Origin of the sequence: Pseudomonas kielensis, from assembly GCF_014236655.1 — a bacterium.
Lineage (GTDB): Bacteria > Pseudomonadota > Gammaproteobacteria > Pseudomonadales > Pseudomonadaceae > Aquipseudomonas > Aquipseudomonas kielensis.
In genome coordinates this window covers 18,657-43,729 of record NZ_JACMYG010000038.1, presented here as the reverse complement: position 1 = coordinate 43,729, position 25,073 = coordinate 18,657, and the positions used below count along the sequence as shown (strand labels likewise).

24 protein-coding genes are annotated in these 25,073 nt (G+C 60.9%); 14 read left to right on the top strand and 10 right to left on the bottom strand.

Going from position 1 to position 25,073, the window contains the following annotated elements; translation table 11 throughout:
• The 3 genes from H7995_RS28335 to H7995_RS25125 all read left to right on the top strand — a co-directional run.
• On the top strand, window positions 1-331 hold a 331-nt coding region (locus tag H7995_RS28335), incomplete at its 5' end, for a hypothetical protein (RefSeq protein WP_206684743.1).
• 8 nt (window positions 332-339) lie between these two features.
• Window positions 340-540: a hypothetical protein gene (locus tag H7995_RS25130; RefSeq protein ID WP_166592724.1), complete on the top strand. Its 201-nt coding sequence runs from the start codon at window positions 340-342 to the stop codon at window positions 538-540.
• 367 nt (window positions 541-907) lie between these two features.
• The gene (locus tag H7995_RS25125; RefSeq protein ID WP_166592725.1) at window positions 908-2,383 is read left to right on the top strand and encodes an inorganic phosphate transporter; all 1,476 of its coding nucleotides are present in this window, start codon (window positions 908-910) and stop codon (window positions 2,381-2,383) included.
• Between the two features lie 206 nt (window positions 2,384-2,589).
• Here the strand turns inward: H7995_RS25125 and ccoM are convergent, their stop codons facing one another.
• The 3 genes from ccoM to H7995_RS25115 form a co-directional block, all read right to left on the bottom strand.
• Window positions 2,590-2,706 (bottom strand): cytochrome c oxidase subunit CcoM, encoded by a 117-nt coding sequence (gene ccoM, locus H7995_RS28670; protein ID WP_280516537.1) that lies wholly within the window; start codon window positions 2,704-2,706, stop codon window positions 2,590-2,592.
• 144 nt (window positions 2,707-2,850) lie between these two features.
• Complete coding sequence (locus H7995_RS25120) at window positions 2,851-3,012, bottom strand: hypothetical protein (protein WP_007906621.1); 162 nt, start codon at window positions 3,010-3,012, stop codon at window positions 2,851-2,853.
• 139 nt (window positions 3,013-3,151) lie between these two features.
• Window positions 3,152-3,493, bottom strand: coding sequence for an aspartate-semialdehyde dehydrogenase (locus H7995_RS25115; RefSeq protein ID WP_166592648.1), 342 nt, complete (start codon window positions 3,491-3,493; stop codon window positions 3,152-3,154).
• A gap of 206 nt (window positions 3,494-3,699) precedes the next feature.
• On the opposite strand from H7995_RS25115, the gene rapA reads away from it, so the two are divergent.
• A complete protein-coding gene (gene rapA / locus H7995_RS25110; protein WP_166592647.1) occupies window positions 3,700-6,546 on the top strand; it encodes an RNA polymerase-associated protein RapA in 2,847 nt (948 codons plus the stop codon).
• An 88-nt stretch (window positions 6,547-6,634) separates the two neighbouring features.
• Here the strand turns inward: rapA and H7995_RS25105 are convergent, their stop codons facing one another.
• A complete protein-coding gene (locus H7995_RS25105) occupies window positions 6,635-7,987 on the bottom strand; it encodes a spinster family MFS transporter (protein WP_166592646.1) in 1,353 nt (450 codons plus the stop codon).
• Between the two features lie 289 nt (window positions 7,988-8,276).
• Here H7995_RS25105 and H7995_RS25100 point away from each other — a divergent pair, with 289 nt between their 5' ends.
• Window positions 8,277-10,562, top strand: coding sequence for a putative bifunctional diguanylate cyclase/phosphodiesterase (locus tag H7995_RS25100; RefSeq protein WP_182343725.1), 2,286 nt, complete (start codon window positions 8,277-8,279; stop codon window positions 10,560-10,562).
• Here the strand turns inward: H7995_RS25100 and H7995_RS25095 are convergent.
• Both H7995_RS25095 and H7995_RS25090 read right to left on the bottom strand, forming a co-directional pair.
• A complete protein-coding gene (locus H7995_RS25095; RefSeq protein ID WP_185819079.1) occupies window positions 10,453-11,346 on the bottom strand; it encodes an NAD(P)-dependent oxidoreductase in 894 nt (297 codons plus the stop codon). The two genes, H7995_RS25100 and H7995_RS25095, sit on opposite strands and share 110 nt — an antisense overlap.
• A gap of 281 nt (window positions 11,347-11,627) precedes the next feature.
• The gene (locus H7995_RS25090; RefSeq protein ID WP_166592643.1) at window positions 11,628-11,933 is read right to left on the bottom strand and encodes a DUF2288 domain-containing protein; all 306 of its coding nucleotides are present in this window, start codon (window positions 11,931-11,933) and stop codon (window positions 11,628-11,630) included.
• A gap of 346 nt (window positions 11,934-12,279) precedes the next feature.
• Between H7995_RS25090 and H7995_RS25085 the strand changes: the two genes are divergently transcribed.
• The 5 genes from H7995_RS25085 to H7995_RS25065 all read left to right on the top strand — a co-directional run bounded on the left by H7995_RS25085 (window position 12,280) and on the right by H7995_RS25065 (window position 17,281).
• Window positions 12,280-13,407 carry a branched-chain amino acid ABC transporter substrate-binding protein gene (locus H7995_RS25085; protein WP_182343723.1) on the top strand — a complete coding sequence of 376 codons (1,128 nt, stop codon included), beginning with the start codon at window positions 12,280-12,282 and terminating at the stop codon, window positions 13,405-13,407.
• 231 nt (window positions 13,408-13,638) lie between these two features.
• Window positions 13,639-14,562, top strand: a complete 924-nt coding sequence (livH, locus tag H7995_RS25080; RefSeq protein WP_166592641.1) for a high-affinity branched-chain amino acid ABC transporter permease LivH — start codon at window positions 13,639-13,641, stop codon at window positions 14,560-14,562.
• On the top strand, window positions 14,559-15,815 hold the full coding sequence (locus H7995_RS25075; protein ID WP_095166986.1) for a high-affinity branched-chain amino acid ABC transporter permease LivM: 1,257 nt from the start codon (window positions 14,559-14,561) through the stop codon (window positions 15,813-15,815). The genes livH and H7995_RS25075 overlap by 4 nt, the downstream gene beginning before the upstream one ends.
• Window positions 15,812-16,579 carry a high-affinity branched-chain amino acid ABC transporter ATP-binding protein LivG gene (gene livG, locus H7995_RS25070; RefSeq protein ID WP_095166984.1) on the top strand — a complete coding sequence of 256 codons (768 nt, stop codon included), beginning with the start codon at window positions 15,812-15,814 and terminating at the stop codon, window positions 16,577-16,579. Before H7995_RS25075 ends, livG begins: the two co-directional genes overlap by 4 nt.
• On the top strand, window positions 16,580-17,281 hold the full coding sequence (locus tag H7995_RS25065; protein WP_027621148.1) for an ABC transporter ATP-binding protein: 702 nt from the start codon (window positions 16,580-16,582) through the stop codon (window positions 17,279-17,281).
• Window positions 17,282-17,340: 59 nt separating this feature from the next.
• Here H7995_RS25065 and H7995_RS25060 read toward each other — a convergent pair whose 3' ends face one another.
• The gene (locus H7995_RS25060) at window positions 17,341-18,249 is read right to left on the bottom strand and encodes a LysR family transcriptional regulator (protein WP_182343721.1); all 909 of its coding nucleotides are present in this window, start codon (window positions 18,247-18,249) and stop codon (window positions 17,341-17,343) included.
• Window positions 18,250-18,353: 104 nt separating this feature from the next.
• Here H7995_RS25060 and H7995_RS25055 point away from each other — a divergent pair, with 104 nt between their 5' ends.
• Window positions 18,354-18,953: a short chain dehydrogenase gene (locus H7995_RS25055; RefSeq protein ID WP_166592639.1), complete on the top strand. Its 600-nt coding sequence runs from the start codon at window positions 18,354-18,356 to the stop codon at window positions 18,951-18,953.
• A 10-nt stretch (window positions 18,954-18,963) separates the two neighbouring features.
• Here the strand turns inward: H7995_RS25055 and H7995_RS25050 are convergent, their stop codons facing one another.
• On the bottom strand, window positions 18,964-19,311 hold the full coding sequence (locus H7995_RS25050) for a SecDF P1 head subdomain-containing protein (RefSeq protein ID WP_166592638.1): 348 nt from the start codon (window positions 19,309-19,311) through the stop codon (window positions 18,964-18,966).
• A gap of 182 nt (window positions 19,312-19,493) precedes the next feature.
• Here H7995_RS25050 and H7995_RS25045 point away from each other — a divergent pair, with 182 nt between their 5' ends.
• Together H7995_RS25045 and H7995_RS25040 are read left to right on the top strand one after the other, a co-directional pair.
• Window positions 19,494-20,168 carry a hypothetical protein gene (locus H7995_RS25045; protein WP_166592637.1) on the top strand — a complete coding sequence of 225 codons (675 nt, stop codon included), beginning with the start codon at window positions 19,494-19,496 and terminating at the stop codon, window positions 20,166-20,168.
• 106 nt (window positions 20,169-20,274) lie between these two features.
• The gene (locus tag H7995_RS25040) at window positions 20,275-21,888 is read left to right on the top strand and encodes an NAD(P)/FAD-dependent oxidoreductase (protein WP_166592636.1); all 1,614 of its coding nucleotides are present in this window, start codon (window positions 20,275-20,277) and stop codon (window positions 21,886-21,888) included.
• 61 nt (window positions 21,889-21,949) lie between these two features.
• Here the strand turns inward: H7995_RS25040 and H7995_RS25035 are convergent, their stop codons facing one another.
• Window positions 21,950-23,044, bottom strand: a complete 1,095-nt coding sequence (locus H7995_RS25035; RefSeq protein ID WP_166592635.1) for a PLP-dependent cysteine synthase family protein — start codon at window positions 23,042-23,044, stop codon at window positions 21,950-21,952.
• Window positions 23,045-23,295: 251 nt separating this feature from the next.
• Between H7995_RS25035 and nhaA the strand changes: the two genes are divergently transcribed.
• On the top strand, window positions 23,296-24,483 hold the full coding sequence (gene nhaA / locus H7995_RS25030) for a Na+/H+ antiporter NhaA (protein WP_166592634.1): 1,188 nt from the start codon (window positions 23,296-23,298) through the stop codon (window positions 24,481-24,483).
• Window positions 24,484-24,557: 74 nt separating this feature from the next.
• Here nhaA and H7995_RS25025 read toward each other — a convergent pair whose 3' ends face one another.
• Entirely contained in the window at window positions 24,558-25,022 is a 465-nt protein-coding gene (locus H7995_RS25025; RefSeq protein ID WP_095166966.1) for an outer membrane lipoprotein, read from the bottom strand.
• Between the last annotated feature and the right edge of the window lie 51 nt (window positions 25,023-25,073).

Genomic DNA, 25,073 nt, shown 5'->3' with positions numbered 1-25,073 from the left:
CTCGATTGAACGCTATAATGGCCACAGTGATGCCCTCCGTATCTCCTCGACAACGGATCCAATCACCCAGGCAGCGCAAGGCTTTGGCCCCGCTGCCTGCTGGCAAGCGCTAGACACGCATCTCGAATGCCCGGCCCATGCGCTTGCAGGAAACAAGAAGACTGATGCTACATCAGTGATTCTTCTCTGGTGCTGTGGCCGCCTGCAACAACGGTGCTGTCAGCGCAGTGCGCTCATGACTCAAGCAGCCTGTGGCTACTTGCATGATGACGCCAGCGATCAACAGACCCCGTGTAGTGCGTTTCACCAGAGTTTATTTCAACTTAATTAGGTAACACTGTGACGAAAGACGAACTGCGCGCCGAACTTGAGCGCCAGGAACAACGTTACAAGGAAGTGTACGGTGGTGAAGTCACCACCTACGCCGCCCAACCCGAACCGGAACGCAAACCGTGGCGTAAGCGCGCCAGCGTTCAGGACCAGGCCTTCAGCCAAGAGCTGCAAAAGATGGAAAAAGACCTTAAGGCCGAAGAGCCCTAGGGCCAAGGCTTGAGTGATCCCCAGAACCTGCCCTTTGCCCGGGGGCAGGTTGCGCTGTGATAGCGCTTGCTGACGGCAGCTGCGCGCCACCGCTGCCTCCAGGACGAGGTCATTAGCTGTAAATCTGACCCCTATCTCAGAAATTTCATACAGCCCTACCCCTCGTTTGCCGAAGGGACGAAAAGCCCTGTTTCCGGCACCGCACCCAATAAAATCAATGGGTTAAAAAACCTACGCCCAGACTGCGGCTTAGGGTCTTGTTACAAACTAAATGAATGAAACATGTAGCCGATCGGCACCTGATGCATCGATTAACCATCTTTTCTGGCATAATCGCGCCCCCTTATGACCGGGTCAGAAAACCTTCATGATCGATTTATTCAGCGGACTAGATGCTTGGGTGCTTGTGAGCCTCTTGCTCGCCCTGGCCTTTGTCCTCGCCTTCGAGTTCATCAACGGCTTTCATGACACCGCTAACGCGGTAGCCACTGTTATCTACACCAAGGCGATGCCGCCCCACCTGGCGGTGTTCTTCTCCGGTGTATTCAACTTCCTTGGCGTGTTGCTGGGCGGTGTGGGTGTGGCATATGCCATTGTCCATTTGCTGCCAGTAGAACTGTTGATTAATGTGAACACCGGCCACGGGCTGGCAATGGTGTTCTCGCTGCTCGCGGCGGCCATCACCTGGAACCTGGGCACCTGGTACTTCGGTATCCCAGCCTCCAGCTCCCATACCCTGATCGGTTCGATCCTCGGTGTCGGCCTGGCGAACGCCCTGATCAACGATATTCCACTGGTTGACGGCGTTAACTGGCAGAAGGCTATCGACATCGGCGCCTCGCTGGTGCTCTCGCCGATGGCCGGCTTCGCGGTGGCCGCCCTAGTACTGCTTGGCCTCAAATGGTGGCGCCCGCTGTCCAAGATGCACAAGACCCCGGACCAGCGTCGCAAGATCGATGACAAGAAGCACCCGCCGTTCTGGAACCGTCTGGTCCTGGTGATCTCGGCGATGGCAGTGAGCTTCGTGCACGGCTCCAACGATGGCCAGAAAGGCATCGGCCTGATCATGCTGGTGTTGATCGGTATCGTCCCGGCACAGTTCGTCCTCGACCTGAACAGCACCACTTACCAGATCGAGCGGACTCGCGATGCGACCTTGCACCTGAGCCAGTTCTATCAGCGTAACGAAGCCACCCTGGGCGAGTTCCTGGCCCTGGGCAAAAGCGTGAAGGAAGACCTGCCGGAGAAATTCCGTTGCAACCCGCAACAGACCGAACCGACCATCAGCGCGCTGCTGGGCACCCTCAAGGGGGTAGCCGACTACCACTCGCTGCCGCATGAAAGCCGCATCGAAGTACGTCGCTACCTGCTCTGCCTGGACGACACCGCGAAGAAAGTCGGCAAGCTGCCTGGCCTGGACGCCCGTGAAAAGGCCGACCTCGACAAGCTGCGCAAAGACCTGACGGCCACCACTGAATACGCACCATTCTGGGTGATCCTGGCCGTTGCCCTGGCGCTCGGCCTGGGCACCATGGTGGGCTGGAAACGTGTGGTACTGACCATCGGTGAGAAGATCGGCAAACAAGGCATGACCTACGCACAGGGCATGTCGGCTCAGATCACCGCTGCGTGCATGATCGGCATGGCGAACATCTTCAGCCTGCCGGTATCGACCACCCACGTTCTGTCCTCGGGTGTCGCCGGTACCATGGTTGCCAATAAAAGCGGCCTGCAAGGCGGAACCGTGAGGACCATCCTGCTGGCCTGGGTCCTGACCCTGCCAGCCACAGTCGCCCTCTCCGCCGGCCTGTTCTGGCTGGCCTCCAAGGCCCTGGGTAACTGATTCACAGCGGCACAAAAAAAGGCGCGCCCTCCTGGAGGTCGCGCCTTTTTTAGTGGGAAAAATCCATCGAAGCTACGTAGGGGGCGGAACCATTAGCCGCAACAACCACAGCAACGGATATGCCCCCGCCCCAAAAAATCCAAGCCAAAAAAAAGGGCAACCGAAGTTGCCCAAAATGCCTTGCGTGCTCGTGCTCCCAGAAAGACCTAAGGCTTCTTGCGCTTATGCGAGTCTTTCCAGATAAAAAATCCAAACCCAGCGAAAAACAGAATCATGAGGCTGACAGTCAGCACTCCGGCGATCACCACATTGTCGAAAAACATGACTAGCCTCCCGTGCTTGCTTCGTTGCGATGGGTCTAAGTTAACCAATCAGGCACAGGAGAAAATTGACCGGGATCAATGTCGCCCACGACAGGGCGTAAAGGAGGGGAAATAACTGACCTGCATCAACAGATGCAGGGGGGTTCAACGCTTTTTCGGCTTGTTCTTCGGCTTTTTCTTCGCTTTACCCAGCGGCATGGCCTGCTCGAATGCCTGGCGCACTTCGTTCAGGCGCTTTTCATTGAGGTCATGCACACGCTTGGCGCGCTCGGTGTTGAGATCGATCAGCTTGTCGTCTTGGCTCATGGCGTGGCTTACGTCTTCCAGTTCAATACAGGCGCGGCACAGCGACCCACGTCACCCTGCCCGCTCAAGGTTGAGCAATAATGCGGCCTCTGGCCAACGAAGACCAGTCACCGGCGACACCACAAAGGCGGCTCGCCGTTCAAACCTCGATATCGACCCACAACCCCTGGCGCGGCTGATCGTCCATCACCGCCACCACGGGCACAGTGTTATCGGCATTCAACTCGTCGCCCGGCACCGCCAGGGGCGCTTGCGGATCGTCGTCAGCTTCGCGGCGGCGTTTATCGCGGGCCATCTGACGCCGCTGCTGTTCGCGCAGCCCCATCGCCGCTTCCTCGGGATCGCGCTGCTGCAGGTCGATCGTGCTGTCGCTGGAGCTGGGCTGCACCGGCGCCACCGGCATAATGTCCGGGCGCGGCCGGACCGGGTCCTGCTGGGAGGTAATCGGCACAGCGCTCAAGGGGAGCATGGGTGGCAGCATGATAAGGGTCTCCTGTCGGCAGGCTGTCGGCTGTTTGACCAGTGACTTGAGCCATCGGTCGTAAACTTGTGAGCCAGTTGACACTCCCAATCGCCAATCGGCTCGATGCGCTACCGTAAGACTAGTAGTTTTTATGAGAGTCCTTTGGCTCTGAAGGCAGCGATCCGTTAAGATAGTCGGCTTTTTCAAGGCGGGAGTCAGGCAGCATGGCGCAGCAGTATCAACCGGGGCAACGCTGGATTAGTGACAGCGAAGCAGAGCTAGGTTTAGGCACCGTTCTGGCACAGGACGGTCGCTTGCTGACCGTGCTCTACCCGGCCACTGGCGACACCCGCCAGTATGCGCTACGGAGTGCGCCCCTCACCCGCGTGAGGTTTTCGCCGGGCGACACCATTACGCACTTCGAAGGCTGGAAAATGACCGTGCGCGAAGTCGACGACGTCGACGGCCTGCTGGTCTACCACGGGCTCAACGCAGAGAACGAGTCGGTCACCCTGCCGGAAACCCAGCTGTCGAACTTCATCCAGTTCCGCCTGGCCAGCGACCGTTTGTTCGCCGGCCAGATCGACCCGCTGGCCTGGTTCTCGCTGCGTTACCACACGCTGGAGCACACCAGCCGTCAATTGCAGTCCTCGCTCTGGGGCCTGGGTGGCGTGCGCGCACAACCGATCGCTCACCAGTTGCACATTGCCCGTGAAGTGGCCGACCGAATCGCGCCGCGGGTTCTGCTGGCGGACGAAGTGGGCTTGGGTAAAACCATCGAAGCTGGCCTGGTGATCCATCGCCAACTGCTCTCCGGTCGTGCCAACCGCGTGCTGATCCTGGTGCCGGAAAACCTCCAGCATCAATGGCTGGTGGAAATGCGCCGGCGCTTCAACCTGCAGGTTGCGCTGTTCGACGAAGAGCGCTTTATCGAAAGCGATGCCAGTAACCCGTTCGAAGACACCCAGCTCGCGCTGGTAGCCCTGGAGTGGCTGGTCGACGACGAGAAAGCCCAGGACGCCCTGTTCGCTGCGGGCTGGGACCTGCTGGTGGTCGACGAAGCTCACCACCTGGTGTGGCACGAAGACCAGATCAGCCCCGAGTACTCGCTGGTCGAGCAACTCGCCGAGACCATTCCCGGCGTCCTGCTGCTGACCGCCACCCCGGAACAACTGGGCCAGGACAGCCACTTCGCCCGTCTGCGCCTGCTTGATCCGAACCGTTTCCATGACCTCAAGGCCTTCCGCGCCGAGAGCGAGAACTATCGCCCGGTAGCCGAAGCCGTTCAGGAACTGATGGACCAGGGCCGGTTGTCCCCTGCCGCCCACAAGACCATCCAGGGCTTCCTCGGCGACGAGGGCGAAGCCCTGCTGACCGCGGTCAACGATGGCGACATCGAAGCCAGCGCCCGCCTGGTCCGCGAATTGCTGGATCGCCACGGCACTGGCCGCGTGTTGTTCCGCAACACCCGCGCCGCCGTGCAGGGTTTCCCTGAGCGCAAGCTGCACCCATACCCGCTGCCGTGCCCGGACGAATACCTCGAACTGCCGCTGGGCGATCACGCCGAGCTGTACCCGGAAGTCAGCTTCCAGGCCCAGCCGGACGCCGACGAAGACCAGCGCTGGTGGAAGTTCGACCCACGCGTGGAATGGCTGATCGACCAGCTCAAGATGCTCAAGCGCACCAAGGTCCTGGTGATCTGTGCCCACGCCGAAACCGCGATGGACCTGGAAGACGCCCTGCGCGTGCGCTCCGGCATCCCGGCCACGGTGTTCCATGAAGGCATGAACATCCTTGAGCGTGACCGCGCAGCGGCCTACTTTGCTGATGAAGAGTTCGGCGCCCAGGTACTGATCTGCTCGGAAATCGGCAGTGAAGGTCGCAACTTCCAGTTCTCCCACCACCTGGTGCTGTTCGACCTGCCGTCCCACCCGGACCTGCTGGAACAGCGCATCGGCCGTCTGGACCGGATCGGCCAGAAGCATGTCATCGAGCTGCACGTGCCGTACCTGGAAACCAGCCCGCAAGAGCGCCTGTTCCAGTGGTACCACGAAGCGCTGAACGCGTTCCTCAACACCTGCCCGACCGGCAACGCCCTGCAGCACCAGTTCGGCCCACGCCTGCTGCCGTTGCTGGAAGAAGCCGATGACGGCGAGTGGCAAGCGCTGATCGACGAAGCCCGCGGCACCCGCGAAGCCCTGGAAGCCGAGCTGCACAGCGGTCGCGACCGCTTGTTGGAACTCAACTCCGGCGGGGCTGGCGAAGGCGATGCCCTGGTGGAAGCAATCCTTGAGCAGGACGATCAGTTCGCCCTGCCGATCTACATGGAAACCCTGTTCGACGCCTTCGGCATCGACAGCGAAGACCATTCGGAAAACGCCCTGATCCTCAAGCCGAGCGAAAAAATGCTCGACGCCAGCTTCCCGCTGGGCGACGACGAAGGCGTGACCATTACCTACGATCGCAACCAGGCGCTGTCCCGTGAGGACATGCAGTTCATCACCTGGGAGCACCCGATGGTCCAGGGTGGCATGGACCTGGTGCTGTCCGGCTCGATGGGCAACACCGCGGTCGCGCTGATCAAGAACAAGGCGCTCAAGCCCGGTACCGTGTTGCTGGAACTGCTCTACGTCAGCGAAGTGGTCGCCCCACGCTCGCTGCAACTGGGCCGCTACCTGCCGCCGGCAGCCCTGCGCTGCCTGCTGGACACCAACGGCAACGACCTGTCGAGCCGGGTGTCGTTCGAGACCCTCAACGACCAGCTCGAAAGCGTGCCCCGCGCCAGCGCCAACAAGTTCATCCAGGCCCAGCGTGATCAACTGACACCGCGCATCAACGCCGGCGAAGAGAAGATCACCCCGCGCCACGCTGAACGAGTAGCCGAAGCTCAACGCCGCCTGGCAGCCGACACCGATGAAGAACTGGCGCGCCTGACCGCCCTGCAAGCCGTCAACCCGACGGTACGTGACAGCGAACTGGTTGCCCTGCGCCACCAGCGCGAGCAAGGCCTGGCTATGCTCGACAAAGCCGCGCTGCGCCTGGAAGCGATCCGGGTGCTGGTGGCGGGTTAATCCCCCACCTGACACTGCAATAAAAAAGGCCCGCAGCGATGCGGGCCTTTTGCTTTTCTGCGGGAGCTGCTGCCCCCCATGATTGCTCTTAACCTGCCGACACCACACCCACCCCAGGCTCAACCACCGTCCCCATTCCCTCCTTCATGCGCTTGGCATCGCGGACAAAACAGCGCGCCGCCAGGAACAGGAACACCATGGTCAGCAACAGCGCGACCGGAATCAGGTACATGGCATCGTGCAGGCCGACGGCCTTGAACGCCTCGGTCATCTGCTCGGCACCCGCCGCCTGCATCGCCGTGTGTGCGAAGTGATCGGACAGCCCGCCGACCACCACCGGCCCCAGGCCGCCCCCCAACAGATACAGCCCGGCGAAGAACAGCGCCATGGCCGTCGCCCGCAGGCGAGGTTCCACCACGTCCTGGATCGCCGTGTACACGCAGGTGTAGAAGTTGTAGGCAAACAGCCAGCCCAGGCTGAACACCGCCACAAACACCCCGATTTCAATTCGCCCGGCATGCAACGCCCACGCTGTGCACAGGGTCGAGATAATCAGGCTGAAGCCCGCGAACAACAGCCGACCATTGGCCACCCGCTGGTGAATCTTGTCGGCCACCCAACCGCCCAGCGTCAAGCCAAACAACCCGGTCACCCCGACGATCACCCCGGTGGCCACTGCTGCATCCTGCAGTGGCAACAGGAAATAACGCTGCAGCATGGGCACCAGGAACGAGTTGCAGGCATAGGTGGCGAAGTTGAAGCACAGGCCGGCCATCACCAACCAGAGAAAGGTCGGAATCGCCAGGACCCGGCGAATCGGCCGGTCGACCCGCTCCTGGGATATCTGCACGGCTTCCGCCGCACCACGCTTGGGCTCTTTAATGAAGAACATGAAGACCGCCAGGATCAACCCTGGCACTGCCGCGATGAAAAAGGGTGCGCGCCAGCTATCGAAGGCCTTGACCATGGCGCCGATGGTGAAGAACGCCAGCAGCAGGCCCAGGGGCAGGCCGAGCATGAAGATGCCCATCGCCCGCGCCCGACGATGGGCAGGAAACAGATCACCGATCAACGAGTTGGCGGCCGGGGCATAACTGGCCTCACCGATGCCCACCCCCATGCGCACGATCAGGAAACTCCAGAAACTGCCCACCAGCCCGTTGACTGCCGTCAGCCCGCTCCACACTGCCAGCCCCCAGCCCATCAACTTGCTGCGCGAACCCGTGTCAGCCATCCGCCCCAGCGGCAGTCCGGCAATCGCATAAACGATGGTGAACGCCGTTCCGATGATCCCCAGCTGAAAGTCGCTCAAGTGCCACTCCATGCGGATCGGCTCGATGATGATCGCCGGAATGGTGCGGTCGAAGAAGTTGAACAAATTGGCCAGGAACAGCAGGAACAGAATGCGCCAGGCATTCGCCGCTTGGGTCGAGTTCTGCATGGGTCCGTCTCTTTTACTTATTGTTATGGGCGCGGTACTGCCAACCCGGAACCTGCAATCTAGTCAGGCTCCTGTGTGCTGTCTGTCATTATTCGTCAGGCTGATGTCGGCTTATCGAACGCCACGGACCCCGACTCTTAGATATATCCCTAAACGCTATATAGGTTATTCCAAAATAATAAGAGGCAATGCGCCACCACCGCTTTCACTCCGCTACTGGCTTCTATACTTCCACCATTCGCCAGTGTTCATGGCGCCTGCGAGACGTTTTTCACAGACGGGGCATGCGATGGCCTGGCTAGGATGGCATTTGAGCAGCGAACTGCCCGCAAGCGGCGGTCAGGTCATACTCAACTGTAGCCACGACCCGGTGCTGGTGCTGCTGGCCTACCTGGTCGCCTGCGCAGCCAGTTTTGCCACGCTGGACATAGCCGAGCGGGTCGGCTACGCCGAAGACCCACGTTCCCAAAGGCGTTGGCGCTGGGTCGGAGCCGGCTGCCTGGCCGGCGGGATCTGGGCCATGCATTTCATCGGCATGCTGGCGTTCCAGGCGCCGATTCCCCTCCACTACGACTTGTCGATTACCCTGCTTTCGCTGCTGATTGCCTTTGTCGCCGCCTTCCTGGCCATGGACACCCTGAGCCATGCCGAGCCGCGTCCCTGGCAGTACGTCAGCGCCTCGATCGGTGTCGGAATAGGTATCGCCACCATGCATTACGTGGGCATGGCCGCCATGAGCTCCAGCGCCCACACCTACTTCGCGCCAGGACCGTTCGCCGTATCGGTCATCATCGCCATTCTCGCCAGCGCCGTCGCCTTGCTGCTCTCCCACTGCCTGCGCACTGGCAGTGGGATGTTGCACCAACTGCTCAAGTACGCGACCAGCCTGCTGCTGGGGGGCGGGATTGTCAGCATGCACCTCACCGGCATGTGGGCGATGACGCTGGTGCTACCGGAGGGCGTGCCGGCCTCGCTCTCGGAGCCCAACAACCCGCTGCAACTGGGCGTGACCATCACCGTGATCACCTTGCTGGTGATCGGCAGCAGCGTCAGCGCAGCGCTGGCGGACCGCAAGCTGCAACACAAGGAGCGCGACCTGTGCCGGGTCAATGCCCTGCTCTGCCAACTGGACCAGGCCCGGCAGTCGTTGCAGCAGGTGGCGCATTACGACCCCCTGACCAACCTGATCAACCGTCGCGGCTTCAACCAGATCTTTGCCGAGAAGCTCGCAGAGAAAACCGCCCAGGGCGGCAAGCTGGCGATCATGTTCCTGGATATCGACCACTTCAAGCGCATCAACGATAGCCTTGGCCATGATGCCGGGGACAACCTGTTGAGGGTGATTGCCGGGCATATCAAAAGCTCGATCCGCAGCCATGACGACGTGGTCGCACGGTTTGGCGGCGATGAGTTCTGCGTGCTGGTCAATCTGCTGGACCGCGACGAGGCCCAGCAAGTGGCTGAGCGCATCATGCAGAAAATGAAAGCACCGATCGAGCTGGCCGGGCGGCGCATGGTCATGACCACCAGTATTGGCATCAGCGTGTTCCCCGAAGATGGCCAGCACTGCGAAGAACTGCTCAAGCATGCCGACCTGGCGCTGTACCAGGCCAAGGCCAATGGCCGTAACGGCCTGCACTTTTTCAACGAACAATTGAAAACCCAGGCAACGGTGGCCCTGCAACTCGAAGAAGAACTGCGCAACGCTCTGCGCGACAACAGCGGGTTGCTGCTGTATTACCAGCCGATCTACGACCTGCGGACCGGCCAGGTGACCAAGCTGGAGGCCCTGATCCGCTGGCAGCATCCGACCCACGGCGTGCTGGCACCAGACCGTTTCATCGCCATTGCCGAGGCCAACGGCCTGATTGCCGAACTCGACAATTGGGTGCTGCGCAAAGCCTGTGCAGACCTCGCAGAACTGTCCCAACAAGGCTGCGACTCACTGAAAATCGCGGTCAACTGCTCCCCGCTCAACCTGGCGCGCCCGGAGTTGGCCGACGAAATCGAACAGGCCTTGCGCTCGGCCGGGGTAGCGGCACAGCGACTGGAGTTGGAGGTCACTGAAAACGCGCTGATGGGCAACCTCACCAACACCCTGGTGCTGCTCAAGCAAATCCGTGCCCTTGGGGTGTCCCTGTCCATCGATGACTTTGGCACCGGCTACTCCTCCCTCGCCTACCTCAAGCGCCTGCCCTTGAACACACTGAAGATCGACCGTTCATTCATCCAGGACATCCCGGATTCAACGCAAGACATGGAAATCGTCCAGGCCATTATTGTCATGGCCCACACCCTGCAGTTGCAGGTGGTCACCGAGGGCGTCGAAACCTTCGAGCAGTACCGTTTCCTCGAACGTCTTGGCTGCGATTTCATCCAGGGTTACCTGATGAGCTGCCCGGTGCCGCTGGCTGAGCTGCGGCCGACGCTCAATGAGCTCAACCAGCGCCATCTCTCACACCCGGTCAGCCCTTTGTCGCTGGTGCGCGATACAGATGAATCAAGGTTGCCGGGTCCTTTTCCAGGAAGCCCTGGCCACCGTGCAAGCGCATCAATTGTGCGGCCAGGCCACTGATCGGCGTTGCCGAACCCTGTTCGCGAGAAAACTGCACCGCGCCGTCCAGGTCCTTGAGCAGGGTCCGCACGTGCCATTTCACCGGTTCAAAGCAGCTCGCAGCCATCTGCGGAGCCAGAATCTGCAGCGGCTTGGAGTCGGCAAAACCACCGCTCAAGGCGTCCGCCAGCCGGCTCGCGTCCACACCGGAACGCTCGGCCAGCGCCACCACTTCGGCAATCACCAGGGCGTTGCAGGCCACGATCATCTGATTGCAGGCCTTGGTCACCTGCCCGGCCCCCACCGCGCCCATGTGCGTGACTCGCTGGCCGAGGTTGAGCAGCACTGGGCGAACCCGCTCCAGATCAGTTGCCTCCCCTCCGACCATGATCGCCAGGCTCCCGGCCTCGGCACCGGGCACGCCACCGGACACCGGCGCATCGAGCCAGCCCATGGCGCAGTCGCTGGCCAGTTGCGCAGCCATGTGCCGGGTGGCAGTCGGTTCCAGGCTGGAAAAATCCACCAGCAACTGGCCGGCTCTGGCGCCACTGGCCACGCCTGCCGGACCAAACACCACCTCGCGCACCACCTCGGTATTGGCCAGGCACAACATCACCAGGTCAGCGTGATCACAGAGTTCAGCCGGGCTTGCCACCTGCCTAGCGCCCGCCTCGACCAGGGCCGCGCACTTTTCAGGATGACGATTCCACACCGTCAGCGGATAACCCGCGGCCAGCAGGCGGCGACACATCGGCAAGCCCATCAAGCCGATGCCGGCGAACGCAAGTGAAGGTAACGATGCCATTGATCTGCCTCTGCACGATTGAAAGTCTGCGAATAATCGCTGATTCACCGAGACTTGGGAAAGCCGCTCGCACCATCGGCCTGAGCGGTCGAACAAGGGTCCATCAGGTACATCCAGAAACAATTGAGCAGCCATTTGGCTGCTCAATAAACTGTTCCCATTACGCGAACGTCACCCTCGATCAGGCCTGGCTGTGGCCTTTCTCTACGGCAACGTGCCATCACGCTACTCCGCTACACACTTTACGTCGCGCAGCCTTCGCACCAAACGGGTGCGCCGTATTAAACAGACGCCCTTTCCTGGATCAGAATCCAGGGTGAAACCACCACGGCCCACAGCTCTGGATCACGCTCGAAAAGATCCAGCGCCCGCGTTTCAGACAGCTTCGCGAGTTCGTCGGCGGCCAGCCAGGCAGCCACTTTCTCGCCTTCGTCCTGCGCCACCGCCTCGGCAGCAGCGATCAAATCCAGACCAGGATCGACCCACAATAGGGCGCCCTTGGCAAAGAACGGTTCCAGTTCCTTCCAGGTAATAGATGCAGTTTCACCAAGCAGCTTGGCATAGAGGGTGCTAGGTTCTTGAGTCATGGGTCCTGTCCGCAAATGAAATCGACGCAATCATAACGTTGGTGCCTTGACAGAAAAACCCGGATTCAAATGCGTCATCGAACGAAAAGCACCGGAACGCCAGGCAATGCTGCTGATTCAGCTATAAGCCGGCCAAAGCCATGGCGCCATTCTGTCTTTTTCTTTCAATTAAGCGACACCACCAGGATTTGCCCCCAGCAGCCAGCTTTTCAAGCGAACAACCGGCGCTCTACACTGTACCGGTACAGTTGCCAGGGGCATTTCCGCAGAAGACTTAGGTCATCTACCGGTTCTGCGCCTCAGGCCGCCAGGACTATAAAAATTACAACAGTAAGAGTGGAGCACTATGAATAAGGCTACTAAGCAGATTTCCAAACTGTTTGCCGCTATGGTTCTGGCCGGGGTTGCCAGCCATTCGTTCGCAGCTGACACCATCAAGATCGGCATTGCCGGCCCTAAAACCGGCCCTGTAGCCCAATACGGCGACATGCAGTTCAGTGGCGCCAAAATGGCCATCGAACAAATCAACGCCAAAGGCGGCGTCAACGGCAAGAAACTCGAAGCGGTTGAATACGACGACGCCTGTGATCCGAAACAAGCCGTGGCCGTTGCCAACAAAGTCGTCATCGACGGCATCAAGTTCGTGGTCGGTCACCTGTGCTCCAGCTCCACTCAACCGGCTTCGGATATCTACGAAGACGAAGGCGTGATCATGATCACCCCGGCTGCCACCAGCCCGGACATCACCGCCCGTGGTTACAAAATGGTCTTCCGTACCATCGGCCTGGACAGCGCCCAGGGCCCTGCCGCCGGTAACTACATTGCCGACCACGTCAAACCGAAAATCGTTGCCGTACTGCACGACAAACAGCAATACGGTGAAGGCATCGCCACCGCCGTCAAGCAAACCCTCGAGAAGAAAGGCGTCAAGGTTGCCGTGTTCGAAGGCATCAACGCCGGCGACAAAGACTTCTCCTCGATGATCGCCAAGCTCAAGCAAGCCAACGTCGACTTCGTCTACTACGGCGGCTACCACCCAGAGCTGGGCCTGATCCTGCGTCAATCCCAGGAAAAAGGCCTGAAAGCCAAGTTCATGGGTCCGGAAGGCGTGGGTAACGATTCCATCTCGCAGATCGCCAAGGACGCTTCCGAAGGCCTGCTGGTCACCCTGCCGAAATCCTTCGACCAGGATCCGGCCAACGTTGCCCTGGCTGATGCCTTCAAGGCCAAGAAAGAAGACCCGAGCGGCCCGTTCGTGTTCCCGGCCTACTCGGCTGTTGAAGTCATCGCCGGCGGCATCACTGCAGCCAAGAGCGAAGACTCGGCCAAGGTGGCAGAAGCCATCCACGCCGGGACTTTCAAAACCCCGACTGGCGACCTGAGCTTCGACGCCAAGGGCGACCTGAAAGACTTCAAGTTCGTGGTTTACGAGTGGCACTTCGGCAAACCTAAAACCGAAGCTTCGCCTCAGTAAGGCCTTGCCTGACTGACTGCCAACAAAGCCCACGGCGTGCCGTGGGCTTTGTTTTACGAATGTATGGGCCGCGCCTGCGTGATCCGCAAGCCTCCCCACCTGAAAATCTCAAAACCGTCATCAGCGGTTCGCTGGCAAACCTCACGCCCGAAGTGGATGCAGATCCTCGGGGCTTGAGCGGGAAAATGACTCCACCAGTGAAATGCGTATCAGGTTTTTAGGAGCGTTGTAATGCCTGAGATCTATCACTTTTTCCAACAGCTGGTTAACGGTCTGACCGTTGGCAGCACGTATGCCCTGATCGCCATCGGCTATACGATGGTTTACGGCATCATTGGAATGATCAACTTCGCCCACGGCGAGGTCTACATGATCGGCTCCTACGTGGCGTTCATCGCCATTGCCGGACTGGCCATGATGGGACTCGATAGCGTCCCGTTGTTGATGACCGCAGCCTTCATCGCGAGCATCGTCGTAACCAGTGCCTATGGCTACAGCATCGAACGGATCGCCTACCGCCCATTGCGTGGCAGTAATCGCCTGATTCCGCTGATTTCCGCCATTGGCATGTCGATCTTCCTGCAGAACACGGTTCTGCTGTCGCAAGACTCCAAGGACAAATCCATTCCCAACCTGATCCCGGGCAACATCTCCTTCGGGCCAGGCGGGGCATCGGAAGTTCTGATTTCCTACATGCAAATCGTGGTGTTCGTGGTGACGCTCGTGGCCATGCTTGGCCTGACGATGTTCATCTCCCGTTCGCGCCTGGGTCGTGCCTGCCGCGCCTGCGCCGAAGACATCAAGATGGCCAACCTGCTGGGTATCAACACCAACAACATCATTGCCCTGACCTTCATCATCGGTGCTGCCCTGGCGGCGGTCGCGGCCGTTCTGCTGAGCATGCAATACGGTGTGATCAACCCGAACGCCGGCTTCCTGGTCGGGCTCAAGGCCTTCACCGCTGCGGTACTGGGCGGCATCGGCAGTATTCCGGGCGCCATGCTTGGCGGTCTGGTACTGGGTGTGGCTGAAGCATTCGGTGCTGACATCTTCGGCGACCAGTACAAGGACGTCGTGGCATTCGGCTTGTTGGTTCTGGTGCTGTTGTTCCGTCCGACCGGCATTCTGGGCCGTCCGGAGGTTGAGAAAGTATGACTAGGAATCTTAAATCGGCGCTGTTCAGCGCCTTGCTGGTGTGGGCCGTGGCCTACCCGGTATTGGGTCTGAAGCTGACCATCGTCGGCATCAACCTGGAAGTCCACAACACCAGCCCGGCCATCCTGGCGACCATCGCCCTGTGTTCGGTCCTGATGTTCTTGCGGGTCCTGTTCAGCCACCAAATCAGCGCGGCGTGGAAATCCTCGCCAAACATGCCGCTGATCCCGGCCAAGGCCAGCAACTTCCTGACCCTGCCCACCACTCAGCGCTGGATCATCCTGGCCCTGATCGTCGGCGCTCTGGTCTGGCCGTTCTTCGGCTCGCGTGGGGCGGTGGATATCGCCACCCTGATCCTGATCTACGTGATGCTCGGCCTGGGCCTGAACATCGTGGTCGGCCTGGCCGGCCTGCTCGACCTGGGTTACGTCGGCTTCTATGCCGTCGGCGCCTACAGTTATGCGCTGCTGTCGCATTACTACGGCCTGAGCTTCTGGATCTGCCTGCCTATCGCCGGGTTGATGGCGGCCACCTTCGGCTTCCTGCTCGGTTTCCCGGTACTGCGCTTGCGCGGTGACTACCTGGCGATCGTGACCCTGGGTTTTGGCGAGATCATCCGCCTGTTCCTGCGTAACCTGACCGACCTCACCGGGGGTCCGAACGGCATCAGCAACATCGAGAAGCCAACGTTCTTCGGCCTGACCTTCGAACGCAAGGCCGCCGAAGGGCTGCAGACGTTCCACGAGTACTTCGGCCTGCCGTACAACTCGATCAACAAGGTGATCTTCCTCTACCTGGTTGCCCTGTTGCTGGCCCTCGGTGCACTGTTCGTGATCAACCGCTTGCTGCGCATGCCGATCGGCCGTGCCTGGGAAGCCCTGCGTGAAGACGAAATCGCCTGCCGTGCCCTGGGTCTCAACCCCACGGTCATCAAGCTGTCGGCCTTTACCCTGGGTGCCAGCTTCGCCGGTTTCGCCGGGAGCTTCTTTGCTGCCCGTCAGGGCCTGGTCACACCGGAGTCCTTCACCTTCATCGAGTCGGCGATCATCCTCGCCATCGTCGTATTGGGTGGCATGGGCTCGCAACTGGGGGTGATTCTTGCCGCCGTGGTGATGATCCTGCTGCCGGAAATGATGCGTGAGTTCAGCGAGTACCGCATGTTGATGTTCGGCGCCTTGATGGTGCTGATGATGATCTGGCGTCCTCAAGGCCTGCTGCCCATGCAACGTCCTCACATGGAGCTGCGAAAATGAGCCGTGAGATCCTCAAAGTCGAAAATCTGAGCATGCGCTTCGGCGGCTTGCTGGCGGTCAACGGCGTGGCCCTGACCGTCAAGGAAAAACAGGTCGTGGCCCTCATCGGTCCCAACGGCGCTGGCAAGACCACCGTGTTCAACTGCCTCACCGGTTTCTACAAACCCAGTGGCGGCAGCATCCTGCTGGATGGCGAGCCGATCGAAGGCCTGCCCGGCCACAAGATCGCGCTCAAGGGCGTGGTACGGACCTTCCAGAACGTGCGGTTGTTCAAGGACATGACCGCGGTCGAGAACCTCTTGATCGCCCAGCACCGTCACCTGAACACCAACTTCCTGGCCGGCCTGTTCAAGACCCCGTCGTTCCGCAAAAGCGAGCGCGAGGCCATGGAGTTTGCCGAGTACTGGCTGGAAAAGGTCAACCTCAAGGAGTTCGCCAACCGTACCGCCGGCACCCTGGCCTACGGTCAGCAACGGCGCCTGGAAATCGCCCGATGCATGATGACCCGTCCGCGGATCCTCATGCTCGACGAACCGGCGGCCGGCCTGAACCCCAAGGAAACCGAAGACCTCAAGGCGCTGATCAGCGTCCTGCGTGAAGAGCACAACGTCACGGTGTTGCTGATCGAGCACGACATGAAGCTGGTCATGAGCATTTCCGACCACATCGTCGTGATCAACCAGGGCACACCGCTGGCCGATGGCACGCCGGAACAGATCCGTGACAATCCTGAAGTGATCAAAGCCTACCTGGGGGAAGCGTAAATGCTGCAATTCGAAAACGTTTCCACCTTCTACGGCAAGATCCAGGCCCTGCACAGCGTCAACGTGGAAATCCGCCAGGGCGAAATCGTCACCCTGATCGGCGCCAACGGTGCCGGCAAGTCGACCCTGCTGATGACCCTCTGCGGCTCGCCGCAGGCTCACAGTGGCAGCATCCGCTACATGGGTGAAGAACTGGTCGGCCAGACCTCGGCGCAGATCATGCGCAAGAGCATTGCCGTGGTGCCGGAAGGTCGTCGGGTGTTTTCCCGCCTGACAGTGGAAGAGAACCTCGCCATGGGTGGTTTCTTCACCGACAAGGGCGATTACCAGGAGCAAATGGACAAAGTCCTAGGGCTTTTCCCACGCCTCAAGGAGCGCTTTGCCCAGCGCGGCGGCACCATGTCGGGTGGCGAGCAGCAAATGCTCGCCATCGGCCGGGCGCTGATGAGCAAACCCAAGCTACTGCTGCTCGACGAGCCGTCGCTGGGTCTGGCCCCGATCATCATCCAGCAGATCTTCGACATCATCGAACAGCTGCGCAAGGATGGTGTGACGGTGTTCCTGGTGGAGCAGAACGCCAACCAGGCCTTGAAAATCGCCGACCGCGCCTACGTTCTGGAGAACGGCCGGGTGGTGATGCAAGGCACGGGTGAAGCCCTGCTGACCGACCCCAAGGTGCGCGAAGCGTATCTGGGCGGCTAAGCCCTGGCAGTCAAGAAAAACGGCCTTCGGGCCGTTTTTTTTGTGCGCCCGGAAACTGCTTACAGCCGGTCCAGCGCCTCCCCACTGCGTTTGAACCAGCCGATCAGGTAGTCGGCCAGGACCTGGGTGCGTCTGGGCAAGCCGCCTTGATACGGGTGCACCAGGTACATCGGCATGCTGCGGGTCTGGTAGTCACGCAGCAACCAGCGCAAACGGCCGTCAGCCAATTCCGCCTGCAACAGGTAAGACGGCAGGCGCGCAATGCCAGCGCCGGCCAATGCGGCTTTTTTCAACAGGTTGTAGTGGTTGCTGGCGAACGGCCCGGATACCCGGACCCGCAGCAATTCGTGCTGCTGGTGATACAGCCATTCTTCGCGGCCGCTGTAGTGGCTGTTGAGCAGGCAGCGGTGCTCGGCCAGCGCCTGGGGGGCCAGGGGTTCACCGAACTGTTCGAGATAGGCCGGGCTGGCGCAGGTCATTTCGTGCCAGGCCAGCAGCGGCCTGGCCACCAGTCGCTCGTCGTTGGCGACCTCGGAGCGGATCGCCAGGTCGAAGCCGTCACGAGACAGGTCGCGGTAGCTGTTATTGAGTTCCAGCTCGATCTGCACCTGGGGATACTGGCGGGAAAACTCCAGCAGCAAGCCATCAAAAAACGTCTCCCCCAACGAGACAGGTACGGTGATCCGCACTGGGCCGGCCATGTCGTCCTTCAGGCGTGCCAGCGCCTGGCGTGCGCGCTCAACCTGCACCACCAGTGCCTGGGCCTGGGGCAACAAGGCCGCACCCGCCGCGGTCAGACTCAGCCGGCGCGTGGTGCGCTGCAGCAACACCACGCCGAATCGAGCTTCCAACTGGCTGATGCGCTTGGACAGCTGGCCCTTGCTGCAGCCCAGGCGCTGCGCTGCCAACGTAAAGCTAGCGGCTTCAATCAGCACGGCGAACGCCGCCAGGTCATCCATTTCGCTCATGGATTGTTTCCATTAGAAAACCAAAGGTTGCCTATTAGCACGCTTATCCGAAGAAAAAACCACTCTAGACTGAAACCTCGTTCACCCCTTGAGGAAACAGTACGATGAAAATTCTATTGATTGGCGCCAGCGGCACCGTGGGTTCGGCAGTCGACAAGGAGCTGTCGGCGCGTCACGAGATCATTCGCATCGGCCGCACCCGTGGCGATTTCCAGGTCGACATCAGCGACAGCGCCTCGATTCGCGCGCTGTTCGGCAAAACCGGAAAGTTCGATGCACTGGTCTGCGCCGCTGGCAACGTGACCTTCGCGCCCCTGGCCGAGATGGACGCGCAGAGTTTTGCCCTGGGCCTGCAAGACAAACTGATGGGCCAGGTCAATCTGCTGCTGATCGGCCGTGAGTTTGCCAATGACGGCGCTTCGTTCACCTTCACCAGCGGCGTCCTCAGTCACGACCCGATCCGCAGCGGCGCATCGGCGGCATTGGTCAACGGTGCCCTGGACAGTTTCGTGCGGGCCGCCGCCATCGAACTGCCCCGTGGCATGCGCGTCAATTCGGTGAGCCCCACCGTGCTGGTGGAGGCCATGGGCAGCTACGCTCCCTACTTCCGCGGCTACAAACCGGTGGCCGGGGCCGATGTCGGGCTGGCCTATGCCAAGAGCGTGGAAGGCTTGCAGACCGGGCAGACGTTCCACGTCGGTTGACCGCGACGGGTCACTCCAGGAGGCTCGGTAGCAACTCCCGGGCAATGGCGCGCGACATTGTGACCCGAAACTGCGCCCCCAGTACTGACTGTACGGTGGCCGTGCTGATCGGCTGGCCATTGATCAACAGGGTCAACGGCTGTCCGATCGATTGCGTACTGACCTTGCGCATACGCTCCGTGGCCTCGGGGGAAAGTGTGACACTCAAGACTACGATCTCGGGGTTGGGGGAGTCGATGTCCTTCAACACCAGCTCCGTTTTGGTGAAGTCCAGGGCCGATGAGAAATCGATCTCGGCAGCCTGAGTGGATGTGCCGATCACCATTGCCAAAAACACCATCCAAACCTTGCAACGCATGAGCATCTTCCTGATCCAGTGAAAAAAACGGCTCCTAGAGTAGCCGATCCCGATCGGCGTCCACCCGCAGGAACCCCGTACACAATGTTGCAGGGGTGCGCTAGAGCGTGCCCGGGCAACACTGGCCTTGTGATCGACGGCGTGCCTGCGTAACGTGGCGGCACCTGTCTGGAGACCCAACGATGCGTGCTGCCCGTTCCCTGATGTTTGTCGCCCTGCTGCCGTTGTTTGCCGGTTGCCAATTGCTCGAGAGTTCGCCCCAGGCGCCCTCCACGGCCGGCCTGACCCGCATGCAAGGTGAGCTCGGCATGGCCAACGGCAAGCTGGTGTTCAAGCCCTGCCAGGGCAACACCCTGTATGCCGTGCATGACAGCGGCGGCACCAGCGTCATGCAAGAGGCCGCCACGCTGGCCGGGACCCAGCACCAGGTATTCGCCGATCTGCGTGGCCGGGTGCCCTCGGCAAAAGTCGCGGACGGCCAGGCGCAACTCGATGTCCAGCAACTGTATCGCCTGGAACGCTCCACGAGCGCCTGCAATAGCCCGGACTTCCAGAAACTGATTCTGCAAGCTGGCGGCAATACGCCCAACTGGAGCGTCAAGGTCAGTGGCAAGGGCATGGTGGTCGAGCGCGCCGGACAACCGGCCCTGGCCCTGCCCTATCTGGAGGAACAACTGGGTGACGGGCGCTTTCACCTCAGCAGTGAAGCCAACAACCAGCGCGTCGAACTGTGGATCGCCCCCCAGCGCTGCGTCGACCCTAGCCGCCCCAGCGTCCAGTTCATGAGCGCCGAGTTGCGGGTCAACGATCAGGTACAACGTGGTTGCGCCTATTTTGGCGGCGCACGCAGCGACTGATGCGACGAGCTGTTGTTTTAGCCTCACTGGAAATCCCGGTTGAGGCTTATAATCTGCGGTTTGCAACGCCTTGGCGCATTGGTGCGCCCGCGAACCGGATACCGACATGTTACGAATCACCGAACTCAAGCTGCCAATCGACCATCCCGAAGAAGACCTGCGCCCTGCCATCGTGCAGCGCCTGGGCATCGCCAGTGATGACCTGCTCGATTTCACCTTGTTCAAGCGCAGCTACGATGCGCGCAAAAAGTCCTCCGAACTGTGCTTCATCTACACCATTGACCTGAGCCTGCGGGACGAAGCCAAGGTGCTGCAGGCGTTCGCCGATGACCGTAACGTCAACCCTGCCCCGGATGTCAGCTACAAGGTCGTGGGCCAGGCCCCACAAGACCTGAGCGAACGCCCGGTGGTGGTCGGTTTTGGTCCCTGCGGGATTTTCGCCGGGCTGTTGCTGGCCCAGATGGGCTTCAAGCCGATCATCCTCGAGCGCGGCACCGAAGTCCGCCAGCGCACCAAGGACACCTGGGGCCTGTGGCGCAAAAGCGTGCTCAACCCCGAGTCCAACGTACAGTTCGGCGAAGGCGGTGCCGGCACGTTCTCCGACGGCAAGCTGTACAGCCAGATCAAGGACCCCAAGCACCACGGCCGCAAAGTCCTGCACGAGTTCGTCAAGGCCGGCGCGCCGGATGAAATCCTCTACGTCAGCAAGCCGCACATCGGCACGTTCCGCCTGACGGGCGTCGTGGAAAACATGCGTGAGCAGATTCGTGCCCTGGGTGGCGAAGTGCGTTTCCAGCAACGGGTCACCGACGTGCTGATCGAAGACGGCCAACTGACCGGCGTCGAACTGGCGAGCGGCGAGCAGATCCACTCCCGCCACGTAATCCTGGCCCTGGGCCACAGTGCCCGCGACACCTTCCGCATGCTCCACGGCCGCGGCGTGTACATGGAGGCCAAGCCGTTCTCCGTGGGTTTCCGCATCGAACACCCGCAATCGCTGATCGACAATGCGCGCCTGGGCAAGTACGCCGGTCACCCGAAACTCGGCGCCGCCGACTACAAACTGGTGCACCACGCCAAGAACGGTCGTTCGGTCTACAGCTTCTGCATGTGCCCTGGCGGTACGGTGGTGGCGGCGACCTCCGAGCCCAATCGCGTGGTCACCAACGGCATGAGCCAGTACTCGCGTAACGAGCGCAACGCCAACTCCGGGATTGTCGTAGGCATTACCCCGGAAGTGGACTACCCGGGTGGCCCGCTGGCCGGTATCGAGTTGCAGGAGCAACTGGAGTCCCACGCCTTTGTGCTCGGCGGCAGCAACTACGAGGCTCCGGCGCAACTGGTCGGCGACTTCATTGCCGGCAAGCCATCGACCGCGCTGGGCAGCGTCGAACCGTCCTACAAACCTGGGGTGGCCCTGGGTGACCTGGCGCTGGCATTGCCGGCCTTTGCCATCGAAGCCATCCGCGAAGCCCTGCCAGCGTTCGAGAAGCAGATTCGCGGCTACTCGCTGCATGACGCGGTGCTGACCGGGATCGAAACCCGTACCTCTTCACCGCTGCGCATCACTCGTAACGAGTCGATGCAGAGCCTGAACGTCAAGGGGCTGTTCCCGGCCGGTGAAGGCGCCGGTTACGCCGGTGGGATTCTCTCGGCGGGGGTCGACGGGATTCGCATCGCCGAGGCCGTGGCGCGGGATATCCTGGGCATCGACGCTTAAACACTCGGCGGGAGCGAGCCGGACGACGTTCCGTATGCTCGCTCCCGCCTTGGTTGTTATCTCAGATATTGGCGCGCAGCACCGAGGCAGGCAGTGCCTCACCGCGTTCGACGCTGGCCGCAACGGCCGCGATCAAGCCACTCAACTCGTAGCCCTGAGCCTTCAGCCAGTCCTGGTTGTAGTAGGTGGTTGCATAACGCTCGCCGCCGTCACACAGAATAGCCACGATCGATCCCCGCTCTCCCGCCGCGACCATCTGCTGGGCCGCCATCAACGCGCCGATCAGGTTGGTCCCGCTGGAACCGCCGACGTTGCGACCCAGGCGTTGTGCCAGGTAATGCATGGCCGCCAGCGACAAGGCGTCCGGCACCTTGACCATCGCATCGATCACCTTCGGCAGGAACGACGCCTCGACCCGCGGCCGACCGATGCCTTCGATACGCGAACCACACTCCAGTCGCAGGCTCGCATCGCCACTCTGGTAATAGTCAAAGAACACCGAACGCTCCGCATCGGCGCACAGCACCCGAGTGGTGTGCTGCCGGTAACGCACGTAGCGCCCCAGGGTCGCGGTGGTGCCACCGGTGCCGGGGCTGGAAATGAGCCAGCTGGGTTGCGGATAGCGCTCGAAACGCATCTGCTGAAAGATCGACTCGGCGATGTTGTTGTTGGCCCGCCAGTCGGTGGCGCGCTCGGCGTAGGTGAACTGATCGATGAAGTGCCCATCGTGCTCACGGGCCAGGCGCTCGGACTCGGCGTAGATCTGCGTCGGGTCCTGCACCAGGTGGCTCTTGCCGCCGTAGAACTCGATTTGCGCGATCTTCTCCCGGGAAGTGGTGGCCGGCATCACCGCGATGAACGGCAGTCCCAGCAAGCGGGCGAAGTAGGCCTCGGAAATTGCCGTCGAACCGCTGGACGCCTCGATCACCGGGGCACCCGGCTTGAGCCAGCCATTACACAGCGCGTAGAGAAACAGGGAGCGGGCCAACCGATGCTTGAGGCTGCCGGTGGGATGGCTGGACTCATCCTTGAAGTACAGCTCGATGCCCGGCAACCCTGCCAGCGGCAACGGAATCAGGTGGGTATCGGCACTGCGCTGGAAGTCGGCTTCGATGATACGGATGGCTTCGCGGGCCCATTGGCGGCTGTCGCTCATGGTGGGGGTCTCGTGGAATCGGTGGCGGCGGAGGGCAAACCTGAGGGTGACAACAGGCCAGACCCTAAGCTTAGGAAAAAACCTACATAACGCACAGGTACAGCTAGGGTTCAATACACCAGTCAACTGCTAGGCTCTGCGGAACGCAGGTTGTAACGGTATATAACAAAAAAGAATATAACTTTTGTTTTAACAACTAACCGCACAGGTTAGGGTGTGCCACCTTTTGAATCTATAGATGGAGAGCGACCTTGCCTCTGCGTAGCACTTTCACTCGTTTCTTTCAGTTGGAAGCTGCCAGCGGTCTGTTATTGATTGCCGCTGCAGTACTGGCCCTGATCATCAACAACTCACCGCTGTCTTGGCTCTACACCGGCTTGCTGGACACCCCCGTGGTGGCCCAGATCGGTGCCTTGAAAATCGCCAAGCCCTTGTTGCTGTGGATCAACGACGGCCTGATGGCCCTGTTTTTCCTGCTGATCGGCCTTGAGGTCAAGCGTGAAGTCCTGGATGGTCACCTGTCCAAGCCTTCGCAGATCGTCCTGCCGGGTGCCGCCGCCGTCGGTGGCATGCTGGTGCCAGCGCTGATCTACTGGTTCCTCAACCGCGACAACCCACCCGCACTCAATGGCTGGGCGATTCCGACCGCCACCGACATTGCCTTCGCCCTGGGCGTACTGGCCTTGCTGGGCAAGCGTGTACCGGTGTCGCTGAAGCTGTTCCTGATGACCCTGGCCATCATCGATGACCTGGGCGCGATCATCATCATTGCGATCTTCTACTCCGGCGCGCTCTCGACCCTGTCGTTGATGCTGGCGGGCGCTTGTATTGCGGCGCTGGTGGCGATGAATCGCCTGGGGGTGGTCAAGCTGGGCCCGTACATGATCATCGGCCTGATCCTCTGGGTCTGCGTGCTCAAGAGCGGTGTCCACGCCACGCTGGCCGGGGTGACACTGGCGTTCTGCATCCCGCTGCGCACCAAAAATGCCGAGCCCTCGCCGTCACTGAGCCTGGAACATGCGCTGCATCCCTGGGTCGCCTACGGCATCCTGCCGCTGTTCGCGTTCGCCAACGCCGGCCTGTCGCTGAGCGGCGTGACCCTCGAGAGTTTCACCCACGACGTGCCTATGGGCATTGCCGTCGGCCTGCTGCTCGGAAAAACCCTGGGCGTGTTCGGCCTGACCTGGCTGGCCGTGAAAATCGGCATCGCTGCCCTGCCCCAGGGTGCCAATTGGGGCCAGGTGCTGGGCGTGGCGATTCTCTGCGGGATCGGCTTCACCATGAGCCTGTTCGTCGGTTCCCTGGCATTTGAGGCGGGCAGCAGCGAATACGCCGGCATGGACCGCATGGGCATCCTCACAGGCTCGCTGTTCTCCGCCCTGATCGGTTATGCCGTGATGGTGGTAGCGAGCCGCAAGAACCCGGTACACGCGGCCTGATCAGCCGATTAAATGCGAGAAAAACAAAACCCCGATCAGTTGCCTGATCGGGGTTTTGTTTTAACTGTTGGAACTTAGTGCGATACGCGGCTGGTGCCGTCCACGGTGGAGATGCGTACGCGCTCACCCACACGGAACACTTCGTTTTCCTGAACCTGCTGCACATAGGCACGCATGCTGCCGTCGTCTTCACGCACGGTGATTTCCACGCCCTGGGTACGGGTCAGGCCTTCTTCAGTGGCCGAACCGATCAAGCCACCTGCCACCGCACCGATGACTGCAGCCACGATACTGCCTTTGCCGCCACCAATGGCGCTACCACCGACACCACCCACCGCCGCGCCAGCCAGGCCGCCGATCGGGGTCTTGGTGCCTTCGATTTTCACCGGACGCAGGGACTCGATGGTGCCCATGCGCACGGTCTGCACACGACGCGCTTCGTCACGGGAGTAGGAGTCACCGGTCAGGCTGGACTGGCAGCCTGTGAGTAACATCGCCATCGTGGAAAAGGTAGCAACCAGCAGAACAGACTTACGCATAACATCAACTCCAAAGGACAGGTATTCATTAAACTCCGCAGCTTGACGCCT